General features: G+C 61.1%; 17 protein-coding genes and 1 pseudogene. 8 read left to right on the forward strand and 10 right to left on the reverse strand.

Annotated elements, in window-relative coordinates; translation table 11 throughout:
* Positions 1-110 precede the first annotated feature (110 nt).
* Positions 111-848, forward strand: coding sequence for an IS6 family transposase (locus tag GR328_RS03715; RefSeq protein ID WP_246215664.1), 738 nt, complete (start codon positions 111-113; stop codon positions 846-848).
* An 11-nt stretch (positions 849-859) separates the two neighbouring features.
* Here GR328_RS03715 and GR328_RS03720 read toward each other — a convergent pair whose 3' ends face one another.
* Both GR328_RS03720 and GR328_RS03725 read right to left on the reverse strand, forming a co-directional pair.
* A complete protein-coding gene (locus GR328_RS03720) occupies positions 860-1,753 on the reverse strand; it encodes a TniB family NTP-binding protein (RefSeq protein WP_160883178.1) in 894 nt (297 codons plus the stop codon).
* Positions 1,686-3,014 carry a Mu transposase C-terminal domain-containing protein gene (locus GR328_RS03725; RefSeq protein ID WP_343039272.1) on the reverse strand — a complete coding sequence of 443 codons (1,329 nt, stop codon included), beginning with the start codon at positions 3,012-3,014 and terminating at the stop codon, positions 1,686-1,688. The genes GR328_RS03720 and GR328_RS03725 overlap by 68 nt, the downstream gene beginning before the upstream one ends.
* Before the next feature lie 139 nt (positions 3,015-3,153).
* Between GR328_RS03725 and GR328_RS03730 the strand changes: the two are divergent.
* Together GR328_RS03730 and GR328_RS03735 are read left to right on the forward strand one after the other, a co-directional pair.
* Positions 3,154-3,477 (forward strand): annotated as a pseudogene (locus GR328_RS03730) (transposase); the annotation flags it as partial.
* Between the two features lie 617 nt (positions 3,478-4,094).
* Positions 4,095-5,006 (forward strand): alpha/beta fold hydrolase, encoded by a 912-nt coding sequence (locus GR328_RS03735; RefSeq protein ID WP_160883180.1) that lies wholly within the window; start codon positions 4,095-4,097, stop codon positions 5,004-5,006.
* Between the two features lie 421 nt (positions 5,007-5,427).
* Here GR328_RS03735 and GR328_RS03740 read toward each other — a convergent pair whose 3' ends face one another.
* The 5 genes from GR328_RS03740 to GR328_RS03760 form a co-directional block, all read right to left on the reverse strand.
* Positions 5,428-5,634 carry a hypothetical protein gene (locus tag GR328_RS03740; protein WP_160883181.1) on the reverse strand — a complete coding sequence of 69 codons (207 nt, stop codon included), beginning with the start codon at positions 5,632-5,634 and terminating at the stop codon, positions 5,428-5,430.
* Between the two features lie 60 nt (positions 5,635-5,694).
* Positions 5,695-5,958 carry a hypothetical protein gene (locus GR328_RS03745; RefSeq protein WP_160883182.1) on the reverse strand — a complete coding sequence of 88 codons (264 nt, stop codon included), beginning with the start codon at positions 5,956-5,958 and terminating at the stop codon, positions 5,695-5,697.
* A 108-nt stretch (positions 5,959-6,066) separates the two neighbouring features.
* Entirely contained in the window at positions 6,067-6,255 is a 189-nt protein-coding gene (locus GR328_RS03750) for a hypothetical protein (protein ID WP_160883183.1), read from the reverse strand.
* Positions 6,256-6,482: 227 nt separating this feature from the next.
* Entirely contained in the window at positions 6,483-7,064 is a 582-nt protein-coding gene (locus GR328_RS03755) for an Hsp20/alpha crystallin family protein (RefSeq protein ID WP_160883184.1), read from the reverse strand.
* Positions 7,065-7,432: 368 nt separating this feature from the next.
* On the reverse strand, positions 7,433-7,705 hold the full coding sequence (locus GR328_RS03760; protein ID WP_160883185.1) for a hypothetical protein: 273 nt from the start codon (positions 7,703-7,705) through the stop codon (positions 7,433-7,435).
* 254 nt (positions 7,706-7,959) lie between these two features.
* Here GR328_RS03760 and GR328_RS03765 point away from each other — a divergent pair, with 254 nt between their 5' ends.
* Positions 7,960-8,721: a hypothetical protein gene (locus tag GR328_RS03765; protein WP_205789719.1), complete on the forward strand. Its 762-nt coding sequence runs from the start codon at positions 7,960-7,962 to the stop codon at positions 8,719-8,721.
* A gap of 28 nt (positions 8,722-8,749) precedes the next feature.
* On the opposite strand, the gene GR328_RS03770 is transcribed toward GR328_RS03765, so the two are convergent.
* The 3 genes from GR328_RS03770 to GR328_RS03780 all read right to left on the reverse strand — a co-directional run bounded on the left by GR328_RS03770 (position 8,750) and on the right by GR328_RS03780 (position 10,629).
* Positions 8,750-9,181 carry a hypothetical protein gene (locus tag GR328_RS03770; protein WP_160883186.1) on the reverse strand — a complete coding sequence of 144 codons (432 nt, stop codon included), beginning with the start codon at positions 9,179-9,181 and terminating at the stop codon, positions 8,750-8,752.
* Positions 9,182-9,331: 150 nt separating this feature from the next.
* A complete protein-coding gene (locus GR328_RS03775; protein WP_160883187.1) occupies positions 9,332-10,189 on the reverse strand; it encodes an alpha/beta hydrolase in 858 nt (285 codons plus the stop codon).
* Positions 10,190-10,257: 68 nt separating this feature from the next.
* Positions 10,258-10,629, reverse strand: a complete 372-nt coding sequence (locus GR328_RS03780) for a helix-turn-helix domain-containing protein (RefSeq protein WP_246215666.1) — start codon at positions 10,627-10,629, stop codon at positions 10,258-10,260.
* 49 nt (positions 10,630-10,678) lie between these two features.
* Here GR328_RS03780 and GR328_RS03785 point away from each other — a divergent pair, with 49 nt between their 5' ends.
* The 4 genes from GR328_RS03785 (at position 10,679) to GR328_RS03800 (ending at position 17,573) form a co-directional block, all read left to right on the forward strand.
* Complete coding sequence (locus GR328_RS03785; RefSeq protein WP_160883188.1) at positions 10,679-11,347, forward strand: plasmid pRiA4b ORF-3 family protein; 669 nt, start codon at positions 10,679-10,681, stop codon at positions 11,345-11,347.
* Between the two features lie 63 nt (positions 11,348-11,410).
* Positions 11,411-12,814 carry an ISKra4 family transposase gene (locus GR328_RS03790; RefSeq protein ID WP_160883189.1) on the forward strand — a complete coding sequence of 468 codons (1,404 nt, stop codon included), beginning with the start codon at positions 11,411-11,413 and terminating at the stop codon, positions 12,812-12,814.
* Between the two features lie 708 nt (positions 12,815-13,522).
* The gene (locus GR328_RS03795) at positions 13,523-16,042 is read left to right on the forward strand and encodes a sensor domain-containing protein (protein ID WP_160883190.1); all 2,520 of its coding nucleotides are present in this window, start codon (positions 13,523-13,525) and stop codon (positions 16,040-16,042) included.
* Positions 16,032-17,573 carry a sensor domain-containing diguanylate cyclase gene (locus GR328_RS03800; RefSeq protein ID WP_160883191.1) on the forward strand — a complete coding sequence of 514 codons (1,542 nt, stop codon included), beginning with the start codon at positions 16,032-16,034 and terminating at the stop codon, positions 17,571-17,573. Before GR328_RS03795 ends, GR328_RS03800 begins: the two co-directional genes overlap by 11 nt.
* The last annotated feature ends 157 nt before the right edge of the window (positions 17,574-17,730 follow it).

Here is a 17,730-nt window from a genome sequence, read left to right on the forward strand (position 1 = left end):
CAGGCCCCGCCCTTGCGGGCGGGGCCTTACAGCACGAACCAACCCTTCTGGGGATTGTTGCATTAACCCTGGCGGTGTAACCCGGAGCGGCCAATTGAGGAGCCGTTCCGTTGTCGATTTTCAAGCGCCGCCGCTTTCCCGTTGAGATCATCCTGCTGTGCGTCCGCTGGTATTGCAAATACGGGATCAGCTATCGGGATGTCGCCGAAATGATGGAGGAGCGTGGCGTCAATGTCGACTCATCGACGATCTTTCGCTGGGTTCAGCGCTACGCGCCCGAGATCGAGAAGCGGGTCCGGCCATACCAGGGACCTCGGTCAGGCTCCTGGAGGGTGGATGAAACATACGTGCGGGTTGGCGGACGATGGAAGTACTTGTTTCGAGCCGTCGACAAACATGGCCATCTGATCGAGTTCATGCTCTCCGATCGCCGGAACACCGGAGCGGCTTACCGGTTCCTACGCAAAGCACTCAAGACGATGAGCGACTATCCTCCGTCCTCCATCACCACTGACAAGCTGGCCTCTTGCCCAAGGGCGATCCGACGTCTGAAACGTGAAGGCCACCTAGCGCATCCCGTGGAGCACCGCACTTCGAAGTATTTGAACAACATCCTCGAGGCAGATCGTGGTGCACTCAAGCGCGTGATCCGACCGACCCGCGGCTTCCAGAGGATGAAAACGGCTTATGCGACCCTGAAGGGCTTCGAAGTGATGCGGACGATCCGTCGTGGTCACTGCGTCCTGCGGAAATCCGGTGTCGATTTGTACTTCATGATGGGACTGGGCGATTTGAATGCAAATTTAGGCACTTCATGTGAGACCGAAGAGGTAGCCAGTCTCACATGAAGTGCAAACGGTCACGAGAAAGCAGCCTCCTTGTCGATTGCCGGCCGCCACGCCTCAACGGCCTCATCTGTGATTCTCTCTGTGCCTGTCCGAATGGCCTCAATGGCAAGTTCGTTCAATGTGGAGAAGACCTTGGCCGTGATCCCATCCGTGATGCGGGCGAGGTGCCGGAGGCTCTGGGCGGACAGGGAGGAGGGGCGTCGAAGCGGCACGCTCCGCAGGACGGGAGTCACGAGTGCTTGGAACTCGTCATCGGCCCTCCAGCGGGGAAGCGCAAGCTGGTCGAGGCGGCGCACCAGCTGGGCGTCGCCGGCAATGGCTTCACTTGCATCGACTATGCCCAGGCACACGAGTGAGGCTTTCAGCTCGTTGCTGAGGAACCGGAACAGCTGGAGGATGACACGCTGTTCGCGTGGGCTGCCCGCAAGCAGGTTGTGCACCTCATCGAAGACGAGCACACGGACATCGACCTGTTTCATCAACTTCAGTGTTCTTGTCTCCAGTTCGGCCAAGGGCACCGCGCGTTGCTCGAGGCCGGCATCCAGGGCCCTCAAGAGCTGGGCATAGATCCGACGCTCCCTCGGTCGCGAGGTCAGGGTCATTCCAAGTACCGGGATCGTCTCCAATCCATGGACTGGATGAACGATCAGCGGGTTATCGCGCCGGAACTTCTCGACGAGCATCGTCTTGCCCATGCGGCTATGGGCGAAGATGGCAAGCCCTGGTGGCCGGGTCGAAGGCGGGTGGTCGCGCAAGGCTTGCATCAGTTCGAGGACGCGCCGGGCTCTCGTGAAGCCCACCCAGCGTTCCGTTCGGATGGCTCGGATGCGGATATCCTCAGGACGGTCGAGCAGGGCCGCAGCTCCGGGCGCAAGATGAGGCGGCAAAGGCTGCTCGACTGTCATCCCCAGAACTCCATGTCGTCGTCACCCTCGCGCATGGTCGCGGTGTCGAGACCCCTTTGAGCGGCGTCGGTGGGACCTCGTCGGGCACCTGCCTGGGTGGTCTGCGCGCAACCCGGCGGCGCGCCGCAGCGCTCGCCAGGGCCGCCGCATCCTCAATCTGCCGCTGTTGGGCAAGGGAGGCAAAGAGAGCTTCTTCGTTCAGGTCCCGCCGGCCCTGTTCGTAAAGGCGCTTCTTGGCGTTCTTCCACTCCCACCAGGTCACCGGCGGATGGGCCAGATTGCGGTAGCGGGCCTCGACAAAGCGTCTACCCGGCTGGCGCACGAAGATCCGGGAAAGGTCGCGTGGGTCGTACTTGACCAGCAGTTCGCCTCCCCGTCCGACATCCCGGGACAGAGCGTCTGACCAGTAGCGGATCTTCTCCAGATGAATGCCGTCTTTCGAGAGCCGGCGACGGGTCTCGGGGAGAAAGGCGGTCCAGAACGCCATACGATCCGGCGGCAGGTCGAAATCGACCTCGCCCTGAAGGTCACGCCAGACGGCAAGCGGCGGTCGCAGCAGGGTAGTGTGGATCCGGTGATGGTACTTGCCGGCCACTTCGATCGCGAGCCAGACCCCAAGCTCGCGCAGGGTAAAGATGGAACGTCCCTCAGCATCGTAGTCACCGCGGAACTTGGCATTCGAGAAGGTGGTGCCCGGCAGCAGGTGCACGGCACCCATCATAGTTCCGATGATGCGCTCGATGTGGCCGCCAAAGCGTGGGGCCGCAGGCGGCCGATACTGTAGCTTGATGCCATATTCGCGGCAGGCTGCCTTGAGGGCCCGCGAGTGGAACTCCGCGCCATTATCGCAGTGAAGAACTTGGGGCAGGCCTGCGACAGGCCAGTCAAGATCAAGACCTCGCTCATTGAGCCAAGCGCTTTTGCCGTAAACGGCATGCAGCAAGCATAGGCCAACAGAGGAGGCCGAAGGAGGGTCGAGCGAGAGATAGAAGCCTGCCACCATACGAGTGTGCACATCGATCGCGACGGTGAGCACAGGTCTCCCAATGGGACGGCGGTGCTCTTCATCCACGACAATCACGTCAACCACAGTGTGATCGATCTGCCAGACTTCGTTCGGACGGTCAGCGATGTAGGTGCCTGGGCTGGGAGTAACCTTCGCGAGAACATCCCCCTCCCCTCGCCTGCGCGCGGTCTTCTGCAGGTCAAGTTCATTGACGCGGCGCTGAATTGTTCGGCGGTCTGGCAGCCGTAACGGCACCGTCAACTTAACCGAGTAAAGGCTGTTTTCCGGCGATTTCAGCTATTCCCCGGCAGGTCTAAGCTATTGAAACTGCGTGACCGGCGCCGAACCTAAACACCAAAAATAGCAAGTAAAAGCGTTAAGTTGACGGTGCCATCCGGATAACTTCAAGAACTCCCGTTCCGTCGGCGCCTGGTTGGGCCTGACCACCCGGCGCTACCAGTCGGGCGAGGTCGACTATGATGGTCATATCTCCCGGCGGGGCGACCGCCAGGTGCGAGGGCTTCTGTTTGAGGCAGCGACCGTCATCTTGACCCGCAGCTCGGCCGATAGCGGTCTGCAGACCTGGGGCCTCAAGCTTCGGGAGCGGGTCGGCTTCAAGCGGGCAGCCGTTGCGGTGGCGAGGAAACTCGCCGTGATCATGCATGCGATGCTCAAGACCGGCAGCTTCTTCGACCGGAGCATGGGTGCCGCGGCCTAATCGTTTGAAGATCGCGCTCAGCCTCTGAGCGCGCTGAGACGTCCCTGCCGGGACGTGGGCCGAGCCATTCCGCTTGTTGGGATGCACCGCTGATGCAGCCGAGTGCGGCGTCCACATAGGAAGGCTCCTCCCGCGCAGTTCCATCATGCGGCGACAGCTGTCGACCGCGAAGACGACCCTGCCCCCGGCATACGCTCACTCGGCGCAAGGTTGATCCGCCTGGACTGGGCTCTTCTGAGTACCCCCTCGACCCTGATCCCAGCGTCGAGCCAGTAAGCTCTTGAAGAAAACACTTGCAAAACGGCCCGCGATTAGACGACCCCAACACAGAACCTCATGCTCTCCTTTGCGGCCGCTGATAGCTTGATTGACATCACACCGGTACAACCTTAACATCTCGATTGCTTTAAATATAAAGCAATCGAGATGTTACCCTATCGAAGCGTTCGATCGAACCTGAAGTTCATACTTCAACTCGAAATCTGTTGCCGATGCATTCTCCATTGCGGGAGAATTCGAGACCGATTTCGGTTTAGTGGGTTCTGACAGGTGATTTGGCAGCTGCAAAGTCAACAGACCTACAGAAACGGATAAAGTGCATACTGGGAGGAACAGTTATGAAGAAGGTAGCGACTTTTCTAGTTTCTCTGACGATATCAATGGGCATCACCAGCGCAATTGCACAAAAGCAAGAGCGTCCAACGCTACCTGAGCTTCAGTTCGTCGAGATCCCAAAGCATGCTCAAAGTAAATACACGGGAGATCGTTGGAGCTTTATGGAGGCGGGTAGAACGGATGCACCACCAATCGTCTTCCTGCATGGCGTTGGCGCAAATTCGATGCACTGGCGATACCAGTACCATGATCTTGCTGACGACTTCAGGGTGATCGGCTGGAATGCCCCTGGATACATGCTCACCGACGCCTTAAAAGCCGAATTGCCTGGCTGCAAAGATTATGCGGACGCGTTGAAGGACTTTCTAGAAGCCATGAAGCTGGACCGGGTCAACATTGTCGGCAACTCCTTCGGCACGCGCGTCGCTCAATGTTTCGGAATGCACTATCCAGATCGCATCATCAAATTGGCAATGACGGGCACCAGCCGCGGCCTTGATGTTTCTAAGGAAGAAGCAGACAAGACCATGGCCGAGCGAAAGCGCCAGGTTTCCAGCGGTGGCTATGGCTTTGGTGAGCGAGTGAACGCTCTTCTGGGCACGAACCCCTCACCAGAGACAGTGGAGACGGTCCGCCACGTTCTGCGGGCGACAAACCCTAAAGGTTTTCTGCACGGTGTTGGACTTGGTCTCGACTCAACCTATCAGCCGCACGTGTCTGGACCCAAGCTGACCTTCCCTGTGCTGCTAATTCAGGGTGATTCTGACCGCGTGAACCCCCTCGAGGAGGAAGGTGCCGTTGTTCTGAAGCACCTGCCCAACGCCCGGATGGAGGTTCTAGAGAATATCGGTCATCTTCCCGAGGTTGAAGCACCGGAGCGGGTCAATGCTCTCCTGAGAGATTTCTTCAAATAAGTGGTGCATCTGGAAAGCCATGCAGCCAATGGCCGGAAGGCAATGTAGGGTAAGCGGTGCCAACGCCGGTTGCCTTCCGGCACTCGTGGATGATCGGCTTTAGCTCGGCATCGTTACTTAACGATCTGTGATCGGATGGCGCCGTATGACGGGTATGAAGAAGCCCCGTCAGTTGCTCGACGCCCGCCACCGTTTCACGGCTGAACTGCCTTGATCTACCGCAATGGCCCAAGAATAGGTCAGAAATAGGAACACGCCTTCCGGACATGGCATGCTGCCTAGCGAACGCCCTTGTCCTCCGGGGATCCAAGTCTTCGAAACCGATCACGGAGACGATCACAGATGATCGACGAGAGGACCTTGACCTTGCTCCCAACCCCATCCTGTGGGCGCTCGCGCCATGCCTGTGGTTTAGGTCCGGCTATGGCAGGGCGTGAGCCGAGGCCGGCTTGATGTCGTTCGGCCGCACGATTTTCTCCTTGCCCGTCATGTTCTTGATCAGGTAGGCCGGCTGACGCTCGGCCCCGGCCGGGACAATGTTGACGACGCAATAGGTGCGTCCTTTCTCTCCGTCAGCGGCACCCTCGCTCAGGCGGACAAGCTGACCGATGTGAAACGTGGATCGCATGGAACCCTCCTGACGGCTGCGACAGGATCGGCAACTGGAAGCAACCACAAGGAGATGCTCTCAGGCTGCGAAGGATTGACCGCGCTGCTGCATCCAAAGCTTGTTCAAAAGATCGACATAAAGCTGACGCCTCTCACAGTGGGCGGCCCTGAGTTTTTCCGTGATGTATCGCTTGAGTTCTTCGGCGCTGGCGCTGTTCTCGACTTCCTCCAATTCGAGTTGATGCTCGAAATCGATGTTGCCAAGCGTATGGGCGACCTCTTTCAACATCAGATCAAGGCTGGGCGAGTACATCCGATACTGGTGGCTGGCGTAATTGGACACAGTTCCCTCCATGCTTGTTCATCATGGTTTGGGGCTTGGCTTATCCAGCTATATTACGGCGTCCTGGGCCAGTATCTTTGATGCGGAGCAGAGGGAAATTCCGTATTCTTACGGAGATACGGCATCATGCTCCCGGTAGGCAGGAGTCAGGAGAACCCACCGTTCTCTCAAGACGATAGGCTTGACGACCCGATGATACGCCTTCAACCGTGCGATCGTGCCCTCCTCGTCCGGCCCGATCAGCCGCGAGTAGCCCGCCACGTCGGCGCACACGATGGTCACCAGCCTGCGCTCCATGGAGCGCTCCATCACTGGTCCAGTCTGGTAGGCCGAAGCCTACTTCTGAGGCCCCGAGAGGAAAAAACGTCGGCCGGGAGCTTCATTGCGGCCTGCAACACAGCAGTGTGGCTGATGCCCCTTGTTGCCTATGCCCGTGGGCTGCTGGCTTTGGTCTTGTTTCGAGCTTTAGGCCTGGAGTTGAGCCCGTTCCATGGACTTGGGTCTTCCGATTACACGGCCAGCCGTCAGCCGGACCTGGTATCATCCGATTGGTCCGATGGGCCAGTTGTCTCCTGTCCTTCTCGTCCGCCGGCCGTGTCCTGACCGGTCGCGCCTCGTCCTTGTACCTGAACGCGCCGGGAGCGCTCCTGCCGCCCGGTCTTCGGCACGGTCACGGTGAGGACGCCGTTCTCGAAACTAGCTCGGACCTGCTCGGGGTCGGCGGCATAGGGCAGGCGCAGTGAGCGCTGGAAGGTGCCGTAGGAGCGCTCGACGAAGTGGAAGGTCTCCTTCTCGTCTTTGCGCTCGAACTTCTTCTCGCCCCGGATCGTGAGCACGTCGTCATCAAGACTGACATCGATGTCCTGCTCGGTGACTCCCGACAGTTCCACCGTGATGCGGATCTCCGTGTCCGTCTCCGACACGTTCATGCTGGCGTTGACGAAGGTGCCGACGTCGCCCTGGCCCTGGCTGCCGGTCGCGGCGGGCAGGCCGGCGCCGCGGAAGACGTCATCGAAGAGGCGGTTCATCTCGCGATGGAGCGACAGGAAGGGATCACCAGGGAACATTCCGTCGGGACGGAAGGGGGTCATCGGATGACGGGCCATTGTGCGTTCCTCCTCATCAGCCTGAGATCATTGGCGGGTGTGTCCCGCTCAGGAAGGGCAACACAACTCGGACTGGATGATGTCGGATCCGGCATCTCCGCCATGGGGAGACCAAAGCGAAAACGCTCGATCCGTGGGAGAAATCATAATCCCCTACCAACCTCCTTGGAACGGAGATTAGGTCTACATGCCGCCTTCGCCTGGGGTCTTTTGATCGGCATCTGCGGCTGGCCCAACCCGTGATCCGAGAATCTGCGTAGGCATACCGGACCTGCCAGCCGCCGTTCCGACTTGAATGGTTGGCCCGACGGTATTCGAGGGTGATAAGGCGATGCAGCCGATCTTTGTATTCGGCACTCTTAGCGAGATTACTCCCCTGATTGGACGGGTTCGCACTCCGCTATGGCGTCCTCATCAAACACCTGCTCCGGGATCGTATACGGCGGGCCGTTGAGCCATCCTTCGAGTTCTGCCTCTTCCTGCGCGAGATACCGTCTGACCGGGTGGCCATCGACGATGGTTCTGGTTTCCACCAAGTCAACCCTGATCGCCACGATCGTCCGGGTGCCAATATCCGTGCAGCGCCAGCGGCCGGCCGGCGTCGTGAACTCGCCGCCAATCCGGAACTCAAAGTGCTTCATAGGCTGCTCTCCATCTCGCTTTGCCTCTCCCGCATCCGCCTTAGCTCTGCCGGATGCCCGACAACCATCGGCCCAATCCGAACTCCTCTGGAAGGAGCAAACCTCCCACCCTCGCTCGCATGAGTGTTGCAGTGTCGCGCGGAATTACCTCACAATCGCCCGTCGGATGTCCCGGTGGCGTCAAACGGACACAATCTCCGCCAGGGCCAGGAATGCTACCTCGTTCTTGCATCCAATCTGGAGAAGGTTTTCTGATGCTTCGCCGTCTCATTGTGCTTGGTCTCGTTCTTTCGTCCCCTGCCTTCGCCCAAAGCTACACCCGCAGCGACATCGTGCGCGGCCTGTGCCAGCCGGATGGCTGTGATGAGTTCACGGTCCTCAGGGCGGATCGGATCGCCGCGGGCGAAGAGGGGACGCTGTTGAAGACCCGGGTGAGAACGTTCCATGCCAGTTCCGCCGGCCGGCAGGAGCGCGGCGAGCAGGGCGGCTATGTGTTCTGCTCGCCGACAAAGCCCGCGCTCATCGCCGAGCGGGACGGGCGCACGATGGCCTTCTATCTCGCCCCATTCACCACGCTGGAGAGCCGCGAGACGATCCGCCGGAACACCAACTTCCACGCGCTCTATTTCAGCATCTGCCATGGGCCGGAGGCCGGCAGGGCGGCAGTCCACAACCTCTCTGGAGCGGCCCGCGATCTGGGCTACCGCGTGTCTCTGGTGCAATCGAAAACCGAACCTTTGACGCGCGCCGACGATATTCTTGCGGCGACGGGCCGGCCGCCTGTCACCGCCGGTCCCAGCCCCGGCATGAATGCGGAACTCACACCGCGACCGACACGCCCGCAACCCGCTGCTCCCAACTTGACGGTTGGAGGTGGGGAGCACCCTGTACGACCGCACGCCGGTTCTGCCACAGTCACACCGAAGGACGACGGCATCATGGCCGGGCCGCGGCAGCTCACCAACCGCATGTTTGACGCTCTTGATGAGGTCGGGGAGTGGGTGCTCGGCCGCTGATCGGCAGCCCGGGATGCAACCGGACGAACTACGCCGCCTCTTCCAGCACCTTCCGAACCGTGGCCAACGACAGGCCGAAGTGCATGGCGACTTGTCCTGGCTCCACCCCGGCCAGAAGGGCGGCCCACACGGCTTTGCGCTGGCCCTCCTGCAGCGGGGATGAAGTTTTGCTGGACCTTGAGCGCCTGTCTTGCGGTTCGGGATCTGGAACGAGGCGCTTGAGCGACAGGCTGAACTGTCGGGCCGCCGCCTCCAGCTCCGGCCGATTCCCCCTGCCCTTCTCCAGCCGGCGCTGTACCTCCTCGATCAGTTGGCCGAGGTGTTGGGCTAGGCGTGCGTCAGACCAGCCAGCAAGCTCCGGCGGCTTGGCCAAAACGGAGGCCGGTTCGGACAGCGGGGTCGGGATGGTCAGCGTGACCTCAATCGGGTCGAGAGTGTGGGGTGAAGTTTCCTTCGGCATAGAATATATATGGGTATCAGGCGGCTCTCTTCCCAGCCTTGAGGGCTCAGCACGTTGCCGCGAGCTTCGGCAGAACAGGACTGGGCTGCGTGGGCGAGACGTCTCAACCTCCCCGCTGATGCTGCGCGGCCGTCGCGCGAACAATCGTGCTCATGGCAATTGGCGTAAAGTGTCGGCACTGTCGGAGGAGGGGTTCGGCAGACGAGCCTCGACGGCCGCAAGGAACTCCTCCACCGCCTGCAGTCCGCCCTGCTCCAGATTTCTGCTGTGGCTGCCGCCCTCGATGCGGATGAAGCGCTTTGGCTCAGGGGCGGCCTCAAACAGCCGCTCGCCGAACGCAAACGGGATGGTGCGGTCTTCCGTGCAGTGTAGGATCAGGATCGGCGCCTTCACGGCCATGATGATGTCGAGTGAGCGGAACTGGTCCAGCATCAGCCAGGAAACGGGTACATACCAGTAGGTGAGGCGGGCTACGTCGGCGGTGGAGGTATAGGGCGCATCCAGGATCAGCCCCGCCAGCGGCTGCTCGCTGGCTAGGCGCACCGCCACTCCGGTGCCGAGGGACTCGCCATAGGCGACCAGGCGCGAGGCCTCATAGGATTGCCTAACCCAGTCGTAGGCAGTGCGGGCGTCCGTGTGGAGACCCGTCTCGGTTGGTGTGCCCGTTGACCCGGAGTAGCCGCGGTAGCTGATCATCAGCAGCCCGCGGCCGGAGGCGGTCAGCGCCTGAGCGCGCAAGCGCCCGTTCCACAGGCTGCCGCCATTGCCATGAAAATACAGGATCAGCGCCTTGCCGGGCTCAGGCGGCTTCCACCACGCCACGAGCCGTTCGCCGTCGGGTGTCGTCAGAACCAGATCCTGAAAGCCGACAAGTCCTGCCTCGGCGGCTGTGGTGCGGCGGTCGGAGGCCGGATAGAGCAGGCTGCGCTGGTTCACGAACAACACGGCGAGAACGCAGGCATACAGGACGAGCACAACAAAGGCGGGAAAGCGGAGATGGCGGACCATGGAACGAGTGCTATGTCCTGCGGGAGACGCTGGTGGATTTTGCCCTTGGAGATAGCGCCGTGCTGATCTTAGACGATGCCCCAGGCGCGGTAGCGGGAGCGGCCTGTGAGCTCGCGCGGGCGGGTGCCTCCGAGCTGCGCCAGCATCAGATCGACGGCCTTCGGGGTGACCTTCAGCAGCTTGGCCCCGAGCGGCACCGTCACCAGCGGACGGGAGAGAAAGAGCTCCACGAGCTCCGGCAGCTTGGAGTTACTGCGGCACTTGTCTGTAACCCGGTTCATCAGCTCGCGAGCGAGGATCAGCCGGTCGAGATCCTTGTGGCCGATCGCGACCGCCTCCTCCACCACCGTGCAGAAGCCCTCGAGCTTGGAGAGCATGAGGTTTTGTGGGGCAGATTGGTAACGGGTCGGCTGTACGCGGTCTCCGGCGAGACGAAACAAGGCTACGGGACATCCTCACTTGCCAAAGCGCACCTCATCCGAACCCGACTTGTCTGGTGCTTCCCAATCTCCGAAGATTCTGCAGTTCAAGGTTTGGCTGCTCGGCATCAGCCCCATGATCTGGCGGCGGGTTCAGGTGCCAGCCAGCATGACCCTGCGGAAGCTGCACGGTGTCATCCAGGTGGCGGTGGGCTGTGAGGGCATCCATCTGTTCCAGTTCACGCTCCGGGCCAGACGGTTCGGCTCTCCGGAGTTGGCGGCTCGGTCTCCTGATGTCCCGCTCTCCGAGCTTCGCCTCCGCCAAGGAACCCGCTTCCGCTACGAGTACGACCTCAATGGCCCCTGGAAGCACGAGGTACGCCTCGAGAGCCGGCATGAGGCCGACCCTGGGAGTAGCTATCCCATTTGCCTGGATGGGGATGGATCCTGCCCGCCGGAGGACTGCGGCGGGGTGAGCGGCTTTCTGGCCCGGCGTGAGGCCTGGACTGCTCCGGAGACCCGTGATGACTTCGCCGCCCTCGCTAATTTCGTGGATCAGCTCGCTCTCAAGCGAAGCACAGGCACCTCCATCGATGCCGAGGAGGTCGATGACGTCCGGGAGGCTCTCGAGCGCCTTGAAGTGCGCCAGAGCTGGCAAGGAAAGCCGTTCTCCCGTAAGGACGTCAACGGGCGGCTAAGGGACGCCGAGTATCTCGACCTCATGCATCAACAGTGGTGAGGCCATGGCCGCGGTGATCTGACAACGGCGCCTCGGCTCGCCCGAGAACCCATGGAAGGTCCCATGCAGGTCAGGATCATGCTTCAGATCGTCGGAGACGATGGTACCATAGGTGGCACGGAGGAAATCGCAGCTCTAACGAAGGTCACCGAGGGAGCCGAGGATCTGGGCTTGTCCTTGGCCGAGAGCAAGGCCCTGCTGGCAGCCGCTCAGCAGCGAATCGTCGAGGCTCAGGTCAATGGCTGGCTCGAGAACCACCGGCACTGCAAGGTCACTGGTCGGAAGCTCCGGTGCAAGGGCAGTTACTCGATTACCTTTCGGACCCTGTTCGGCGATGTCCAGCTCAAGAGCCCACGCTTCTACCTTCCCAAAGAGCGGCAGACCAACGGTCCGGCCACCATCTCGCCTCTGACGCAGTTGATCCCCGACCATGTTGCGCCGGAGCGCATGTACCTCGAGACCCGCTGGGCCTCGCTCGTGCCCTATGCGGCAGCCGCCGGTCTCCTGGCCGATGTCTTGCCTGTGGAGAGCGGCGTCAACGCAACGACGGTCCGTCAGCATGTGCTCCGCGCCGCCGAGCGGATGGAGAGTGATCTCGCTGAGCAGCGGGTCTCATTCATGGAGGGAACGGACCCTCGCGATTGGGAGGATCTGCCAATTCCTGATGGACGAATGGTCATTGGCCTCGACTGCGGCTACATCCGCGACTGGCGCGACAGAAAGAAGAATTTCGAGCTCATCGTCGGTCGGTCCATGTCCGAAGAGGGAGACGCCCGGTACATCGGCTTCGTTCATGGCTATGACCGCAAGCCGCAGCGCCGCATCATTGACCATCTCCGCCGGCAGGGTTTCCAGGCCGACCAGGATCTGACCTTTATCACCGACGGCGGTGATGAAGTCCGGGGCCCTCGCCGAGCGGATCAGCCCGTGCAGCGAGCATGTCCTTGTCTGGTTCACATCACGATGCAGATCACAGTTCTGCGCCAGTTTGCTCAGGGCTTGGTGCACCATGACAAGAACGCCGGGACGGCGGTCCTCGATGGGCTGCGCCGGATCAAATGGTTTCTGTGGCATGGTAATATCTATCGAGCCCGCGAGGCCATCGATGATCTGGTGCTCGATCTCGAAGCTCTCGACAGTTGCTATCCCAACCTGCGCAAGCTCAGGACCACTATACGGAAGTTCCAGCTCTATATCACCAGCAATGAAGCGAGCCTGATCAACTATGGCGAGCGCTACCGGTCCGGTGAGCGGATCTCCTCGGCTTTTGTCGAGGCGACGGTGAATGCCGTCATCAGCAAGCGCTTTGCCAAGAAGCAGCAGATGCAATGGAGCCGGCGCGGAGCTCATCTGCTTCTGCAGACACGGACCAGAACCCTGGATGGCTCGCTGCGTGCCGCATTCGAGCACTGGTATCCCGGCATGATGAACGACAATGACAGGAGCCACAGGCAGGCCGCGGCTTAGCTGCCCCACAAAACCTCATGCTCTCCAAATCGGCATCGTTGGCTTTGATGAGCGCCAGCGCCTCGGCGCGCACTGCCGCCGGATAGCGGCGGATGCTGGGTTTGCCACGACGGGTGGATACCAGCGCTTTGGGGGCATGAGCCCGATAGGCCTTGAGGCGGACGACCTGCCGGCTGGTGAGCCGCAGGAGCTGGGCAGCCGCATTGACGGTCATGCGCTCTGTCGTCACGTCACGCAGAACATGCGTCTGACACCGGGAGGAGGCGGAATTTGTAACGAGCAGAGCGGTGACATCTCTATCAAGGGTCCACAACTATAGTTCGCATAAGCTATCTTATGGAACTTAGAGCGCCGTCCATTTCCAGGAACGGAGCCTCCGGCGGTCCAAGTTCCGGCTGTCCGAAAGTCCCTCGCCAGAATCTTCGGCCCCGAGGACAACTCGCGCGTCGGCGCGAGGGTCCTGCGCTATGCCGGAAATGGCGAAGCTGCCGCAGCCCGGAATCGCTTATCGGGTCTCGCGCGGAACAAGGCGGACCTGGAACGCATTGCCTCTTTAGGAGTATGCCGCGTTTTTGACATGCTTTCGCCCTCCCGGTGAAGAATGGAACCGGCCGCTCCGGGAGCACCGAGCAAAAGCGATCTGCGGGGCATATCTTGGCCGAGAACACATCCCGGAGCGGACACTGGTTTCTTCGTGGCGGCGGGGACATGGGTGCGCTCATCCGTGCCTGTGACTGGTCCGCGACCACGCTCGGGGCGCCAGAGAGCTGGCCACACCCCCTTAAAACGGCTCTCAGCATCCTGCTCAATTCGAAACACCAGATGTTCCTGGCCTGGGGGCCAGATCTGCTCTCCTTCTATAACGATGCCTATCGCCCCGTTCTCGGAGCCCGTCATCCCAAGGCCCTGGGTAAGCCATTCCCGGAAATCTGGGCAGATATCTGGCCGACCATCGCCCCTCTTGTGGACCGGGCGCTCGCGGGAGAAGGCACCTGGTCGGAAGACCTTCCCCTTGTGACCTTCCGCAACGGCTTTCAGGAGATTGCCTATTTCACCTTCTCCTACAGCCCGATCTTCGACGATAACGGTAAGGTCGCGGGAATGTTCTGCGCCTGTACCGAAACCACGGACGAAGTGCTCTCGGCATTCCGGGCGCGGCACAACGGAGGCGCTGCCGATGAACGAAGGCTGCACTCCCTGTTCCAGCAGGCCCCCAGCTTCATGGCCGTCGTGCGTGGTCCCCACCACATCTTCGACATGGCCAACAGCGCCCACCAGCGACTTGTAGGCTTCCGCAACATCATTGGAAAGCCGGTTCGTGACGCCCTTCCCGAGATCGCGGATCAAGGCTTTGCCCGGCTGCTCGATCAGGTGTACGCCACAGGACAGCCCCACATAGGTCGCGGCACCCCTCTTCTGGTCCAGCCTGCATCCGGCGCACCGGCTGCACTTCGCTACATCGACTTCATCTTTCAACCCATCCCTGCACCGGATGGTTCAGTTTCCGGAATTTTCATCCAGGGACACGACGTAACCGATCACAAGCGCATCGAGGCTGCGCTGTCCGAGAGCGAGGAGTGGCTGCGGCTCGCCCTCCAGGCTGGCCGCATGATCGCATGGGAGCAGGACCTGACAACGAATTTCGTGACACGGTCGCAGAATGCGCTCGACCTGCTGGGGATCGGATCCGGTCCGCTCTCGGAGATGCTCGACCGCATTCCTCCTGAGGACCGGCCTCTACGGGAGCACTTTCGCCCCGGTGGTGACGGCACGGGCACCGGTACCATCGAATTCCGCTACACGACGCCAGGCGGACGAACGCTCTGGCTCGGGATGCGTGGAGAATGGTCCGGTCCGAACCGTCTCATCGGCGTGACGTTCGACATCACGGACCGCAAAGAGGCAGAGGCCGAAATCTGGCGCGTGGCCAACCATGACGTTCTGACCGGCCTGCCGAACCGCGCCCTGTTCCATCAGAGATTCGAGGAAGCGCTCCATGCCGCGAAGCAAAGCAACACGTCCGTCTCCCTTCTCCTGATCGACTTCGACCACTTCAAGGAAATCAACGACGCGCTCGGTCACGATGCAGGCGACGCCTTCCTGCGGGAGACGGCCCGACGCCTGTCCACGCTTGTCAGGGATTGTGACGTCGTCGCTCGTTTCAGCGGTGACGAATTCGCGGTTTTGCTGATCGAGCCTCTTCGACTGAAGCATGCCGCGAAGCTCGCTGAAGCCATGATCGAGAAGCTGAGCGAACCCTTTCAGTATTGCGGGCGCTTGATCGGCAGCAAGGCCAGCATCGGCGTCGCCGCATTTCCTGATCATGATGTCATGCCCGCCGATCTGCTCAAGGATGCGGACATCGCTCTCTTCGAGGCCAAGGCGCAGGGGCGCAGCCGCGTCGTTATATACCGCCCTGCCCTGCGATCGGCTATCGAACAGCGGATTGCACTCCTGGAGGATGTTCGAGACGCGTTGTCCAAACATCGGATTGTCCCGTTCTATCAGCCCAAGGTTTGCCTCTCGACGGGGCGGGTCGTCGGCCTCGAGATCCTGGCGCGGTGGCGGCATCCCACGAAAGGCATTCTGGCTCCCGGCTATTTCGGAGCCGCCTTCGATGATCCTCGGCTGGCGATAGTGCTCAGCGAGACGCTATTGACCAAGGCGGCTGCGGATATGCGCGGATGGCTTGATGCCGGGCTTGATCCCGGCCGGGTCGCGTTCAATCTCTCCTCGTGCGAGTTCAGCCAGCTCGGGATGCCCGATCATGTGTTCCGCATCCTTGAGAGTGCCGGTATTCCGCCCGAGCATTTCGAGATCGAAGTCACGGAGACGGTTCTGCTCACCCGGAGCCCGGACAGCATCTCCGCAACTTTGAACCGCTTTCACGACAGAGGCATTTCCATCGCCCTGGACGATTTCGGAACCGGCTATGCCTCGTTGACGCACCTGAAGCAATTTCCTGTCGAGCACATCAAGATCGACCGCAGCTTCGTCATCGACCTGGAAAAGGATTCCGAGGATGAAGCCATCGTCGCCGCGATCATCACCCTCGGCCGGAACTTGGGCATGCATATCACAGCGGAGGGTGTCGAGACGAAGGGGCAGGCGGAACGGCTCCGGGACCTGGGTTGTCACAATGGACAGGGTTATCTCTTTTCCCGGCCCGTCGCCGGTACTGAAGTGCCTCAGCTCCTTGCAAGATCCGGAACGATGAATGGACATTGAGCCTTCGAGCCATACCGAGGGCTCAGAACGTGTCGGCTTTCAGCGCCGGCTCTGGATGCTTCGTCTGAATCTCGTCGCGGGGGTGATCGGATTTGGCATCCTGATCCTGTCCGTGCATGGCATATGGAACGAGCGTCAGGAAGCCTGGGAAAGAGCTCAACGAGCCTCACGCAATCTCCTGACGACGCTCGCCCGCGATCTTGGCAGCCATCTCCGATCGGTTGATGTCGCCTTGATCAGGATCACGCGCGGGCTTCGCTATCAGGGCTTCACGAGCCTGCCGCCCGAGGTCCAGCACGGCATCCTCTTCGATCAGGCCGGATCGGCCAGCATCGCGAGAACCATTCTCCTTCTCAACGCATCCGGAGACCTTGTTGCGGATGGAGGCCCTCTGCTGGCCCCGCGGGGTCTCAACGTCTCGGACGCCGATTTCTTCAAGATCCACAAGGAGCGATCATTTGCGGGCTTGTTCCTCAGCCATCCCTACGAAAGTCAGATCAAGCTCGGAACGCTCAGCATTGCTCTGAGCCGGCGGCTTTCGAAACCGGATGGCGAGTTTGCGGGAGTTGCCGTCGCTGAAATCGCCCTGTCCGACATCTACGAGCGGTTCCAGAACCTGAATATCGGTCCTGGAGGCTCGATCACACTGTTTCGCGACGATGGCACGATCCTCATGCGTTTGCCCTACGACAGGGAGGACATAGGCCGGAAACTGAGCGACACAGCGAATTTCCAGCGCTTCCGCGAGAAGGATTCCGGCAGCTTCGAAGGGATCGCTGCGATCGATCGGATACGTCGGCTTTACACATTCAGCCGTGTGGACGACCTATCTCTCATCCTGACGGTCTCTCTGTCAGTCGATGAGATTCTCGCACCCTGGTGGCGAAGGACCATGGTTCTTGCGGTTATCACGGGCGTTCTCTGCGCCGCGGTGATGCGCCTGATGTTTCTGTTCCGGCGCGAGCTCGGACGCCGCACCCGCGCCGAGAAGGCGTTGGAGCGTCTCTCAGCGATGGATCCTCTCACCGGCCTTCCGAACCGCCGCACCCTCGATAAGATACTTCGCCGGGAGTTGCAGCAGGCGATCCGCTCAGGCTCACCCCTGTCGCTGCTCTTCGTCGACGTCGATTGCTTCAAAGGCTACAACGACGAATACGGCCACGCCAAGGGCGACGATGTGCTTCGCGCCGTTGCCGATGCCATCGATGCTCCCAGCCAGCGCTCCGGCGGTATCGCTGCCCGCTATGGGGGGGAGGAGTTCATCGTCGTCCTGCCGGAAATCGGACAGACTGATGCCGGAGTCGTCGCACAGACGATCCGCAAGGCCGTAGCCGGGCTCGGCATCGAGCATAGACGGAGCGCATTCAACATCGTGACGGTCAGCATCGGCGCTGCGACAGCGAGCCCGGCCCGAGAGGACGACGCCATCCGTCTCCTGAAGGCTGCCGATGCTGCGCTTTACGAAGCCAAGGCCGCTGGACGAAACCGCGTCTTCGGGCCGGGAGGAGAGAACGGGGCCTCGGCGACGTGAGCGCATCCGGGGATGCACGATGGTCGAGGGCCGTCGCTTCGACCGTTCCACCCTGCTCCGCGTGCGGTTGAATCCGGTCGGTCCCGGCCAGACGGGCCAATGTGGCCTCCCCATCACATACGTCACAGCGCCGGAGCGGGCGAGCCCCTCCGTCCAG

Source organism: Microvirga makkahensis, assembly GCF_009830105.1.
Classification (GTDB): Bacteria; Pseudomonadota; Alphaproteobacteria; order Rhizobiales; family Beijerinckiaceae; genus Microvirga; species Microvirga makkahensis.

Coding starts and splice junctions, on each gene's coding strand:
- GR328_RS03800 (WP_160883191.1), top strand. CDS start 16,032: ATGGACATTGAGCCTTCGAGCCATACCGAGGGCTCAGAACGTGTCGGC.
- GR328_RS03795 (WP_160883190.1), top strand. CDS start 13,523: ATGGGTGCGCTCATCCGTGCCTGTGACTGGTCCGCGACCACGCTCGGG.
- GR328_RS03770 (WP_160883186.1), bottom strand. CDS start 9,181: ATGCCGAAGGAAACTTCACCCCACACTCTCGACCCGATTGAGGTCACG.
- GR328_RS03735 (WP_160883180.1), top strand. CDS start 4,095: ATGAAGAAGGTAGCGACTTTTCTAGTTTCTCTGACGATATCAATGGGC.
- GR328_RS03775 (WP_160883187.1), bottom strand. CDS start 10,189: ATGGTCCGCCATCTCCGCTTTCCCGCCTTTGTTGTGCTCGTCCTGTAT.
- GR328_RS03765 (WP_205789719.1), top strand. CDS start 7,960: ATGCTTCGCCGTCTCATTGTGCTTGGTCTCGTTCTTTCGTCCCCTGCC.
- GR328_RS03740 (WP_160883181.1), bottom strand. CDS start 5,634: ATGCGATCCACGTTTCACATCGGTCAGCTTGTCCGCCTGAGCGAGGGT.
- GR328_RS03750 (WP_160883183.1), bottom strand. CDS start 6,255: ATGGAGCGCAGGCTGGTGACCATCGTGTGCGCCGACGTGGCGGGCTAC.
- GR328_RS03790 (WP_160883189.1), top strand. CDS start 11,411: ATGCAGGTCAGGATCATGCTTCAGATCGTCGGAGACGATGGTACCATA.
- GR328_RS03760 (WP_160883185.1), bottom strand. CDS start 7,705: ATGAAGCACTTTGAGTTCCGGATTGGCGGCGAGTTCACGACGCCGGCC.
- GR328_RS03720 (WP_160883178.1), bottom strand. CDS start 1,753: ATGACAGTCGAGCAGCCTTTGCCGCCTCATCTTGCGCCCGGAGCTGCG.
- GR328_RS03755 (WP_160883184.1), bottom strand. CDS start 7,064: ATGGCCCGTCATCCGATGACCCCCTTCCGTCCCGACGGAATGTTCCCT.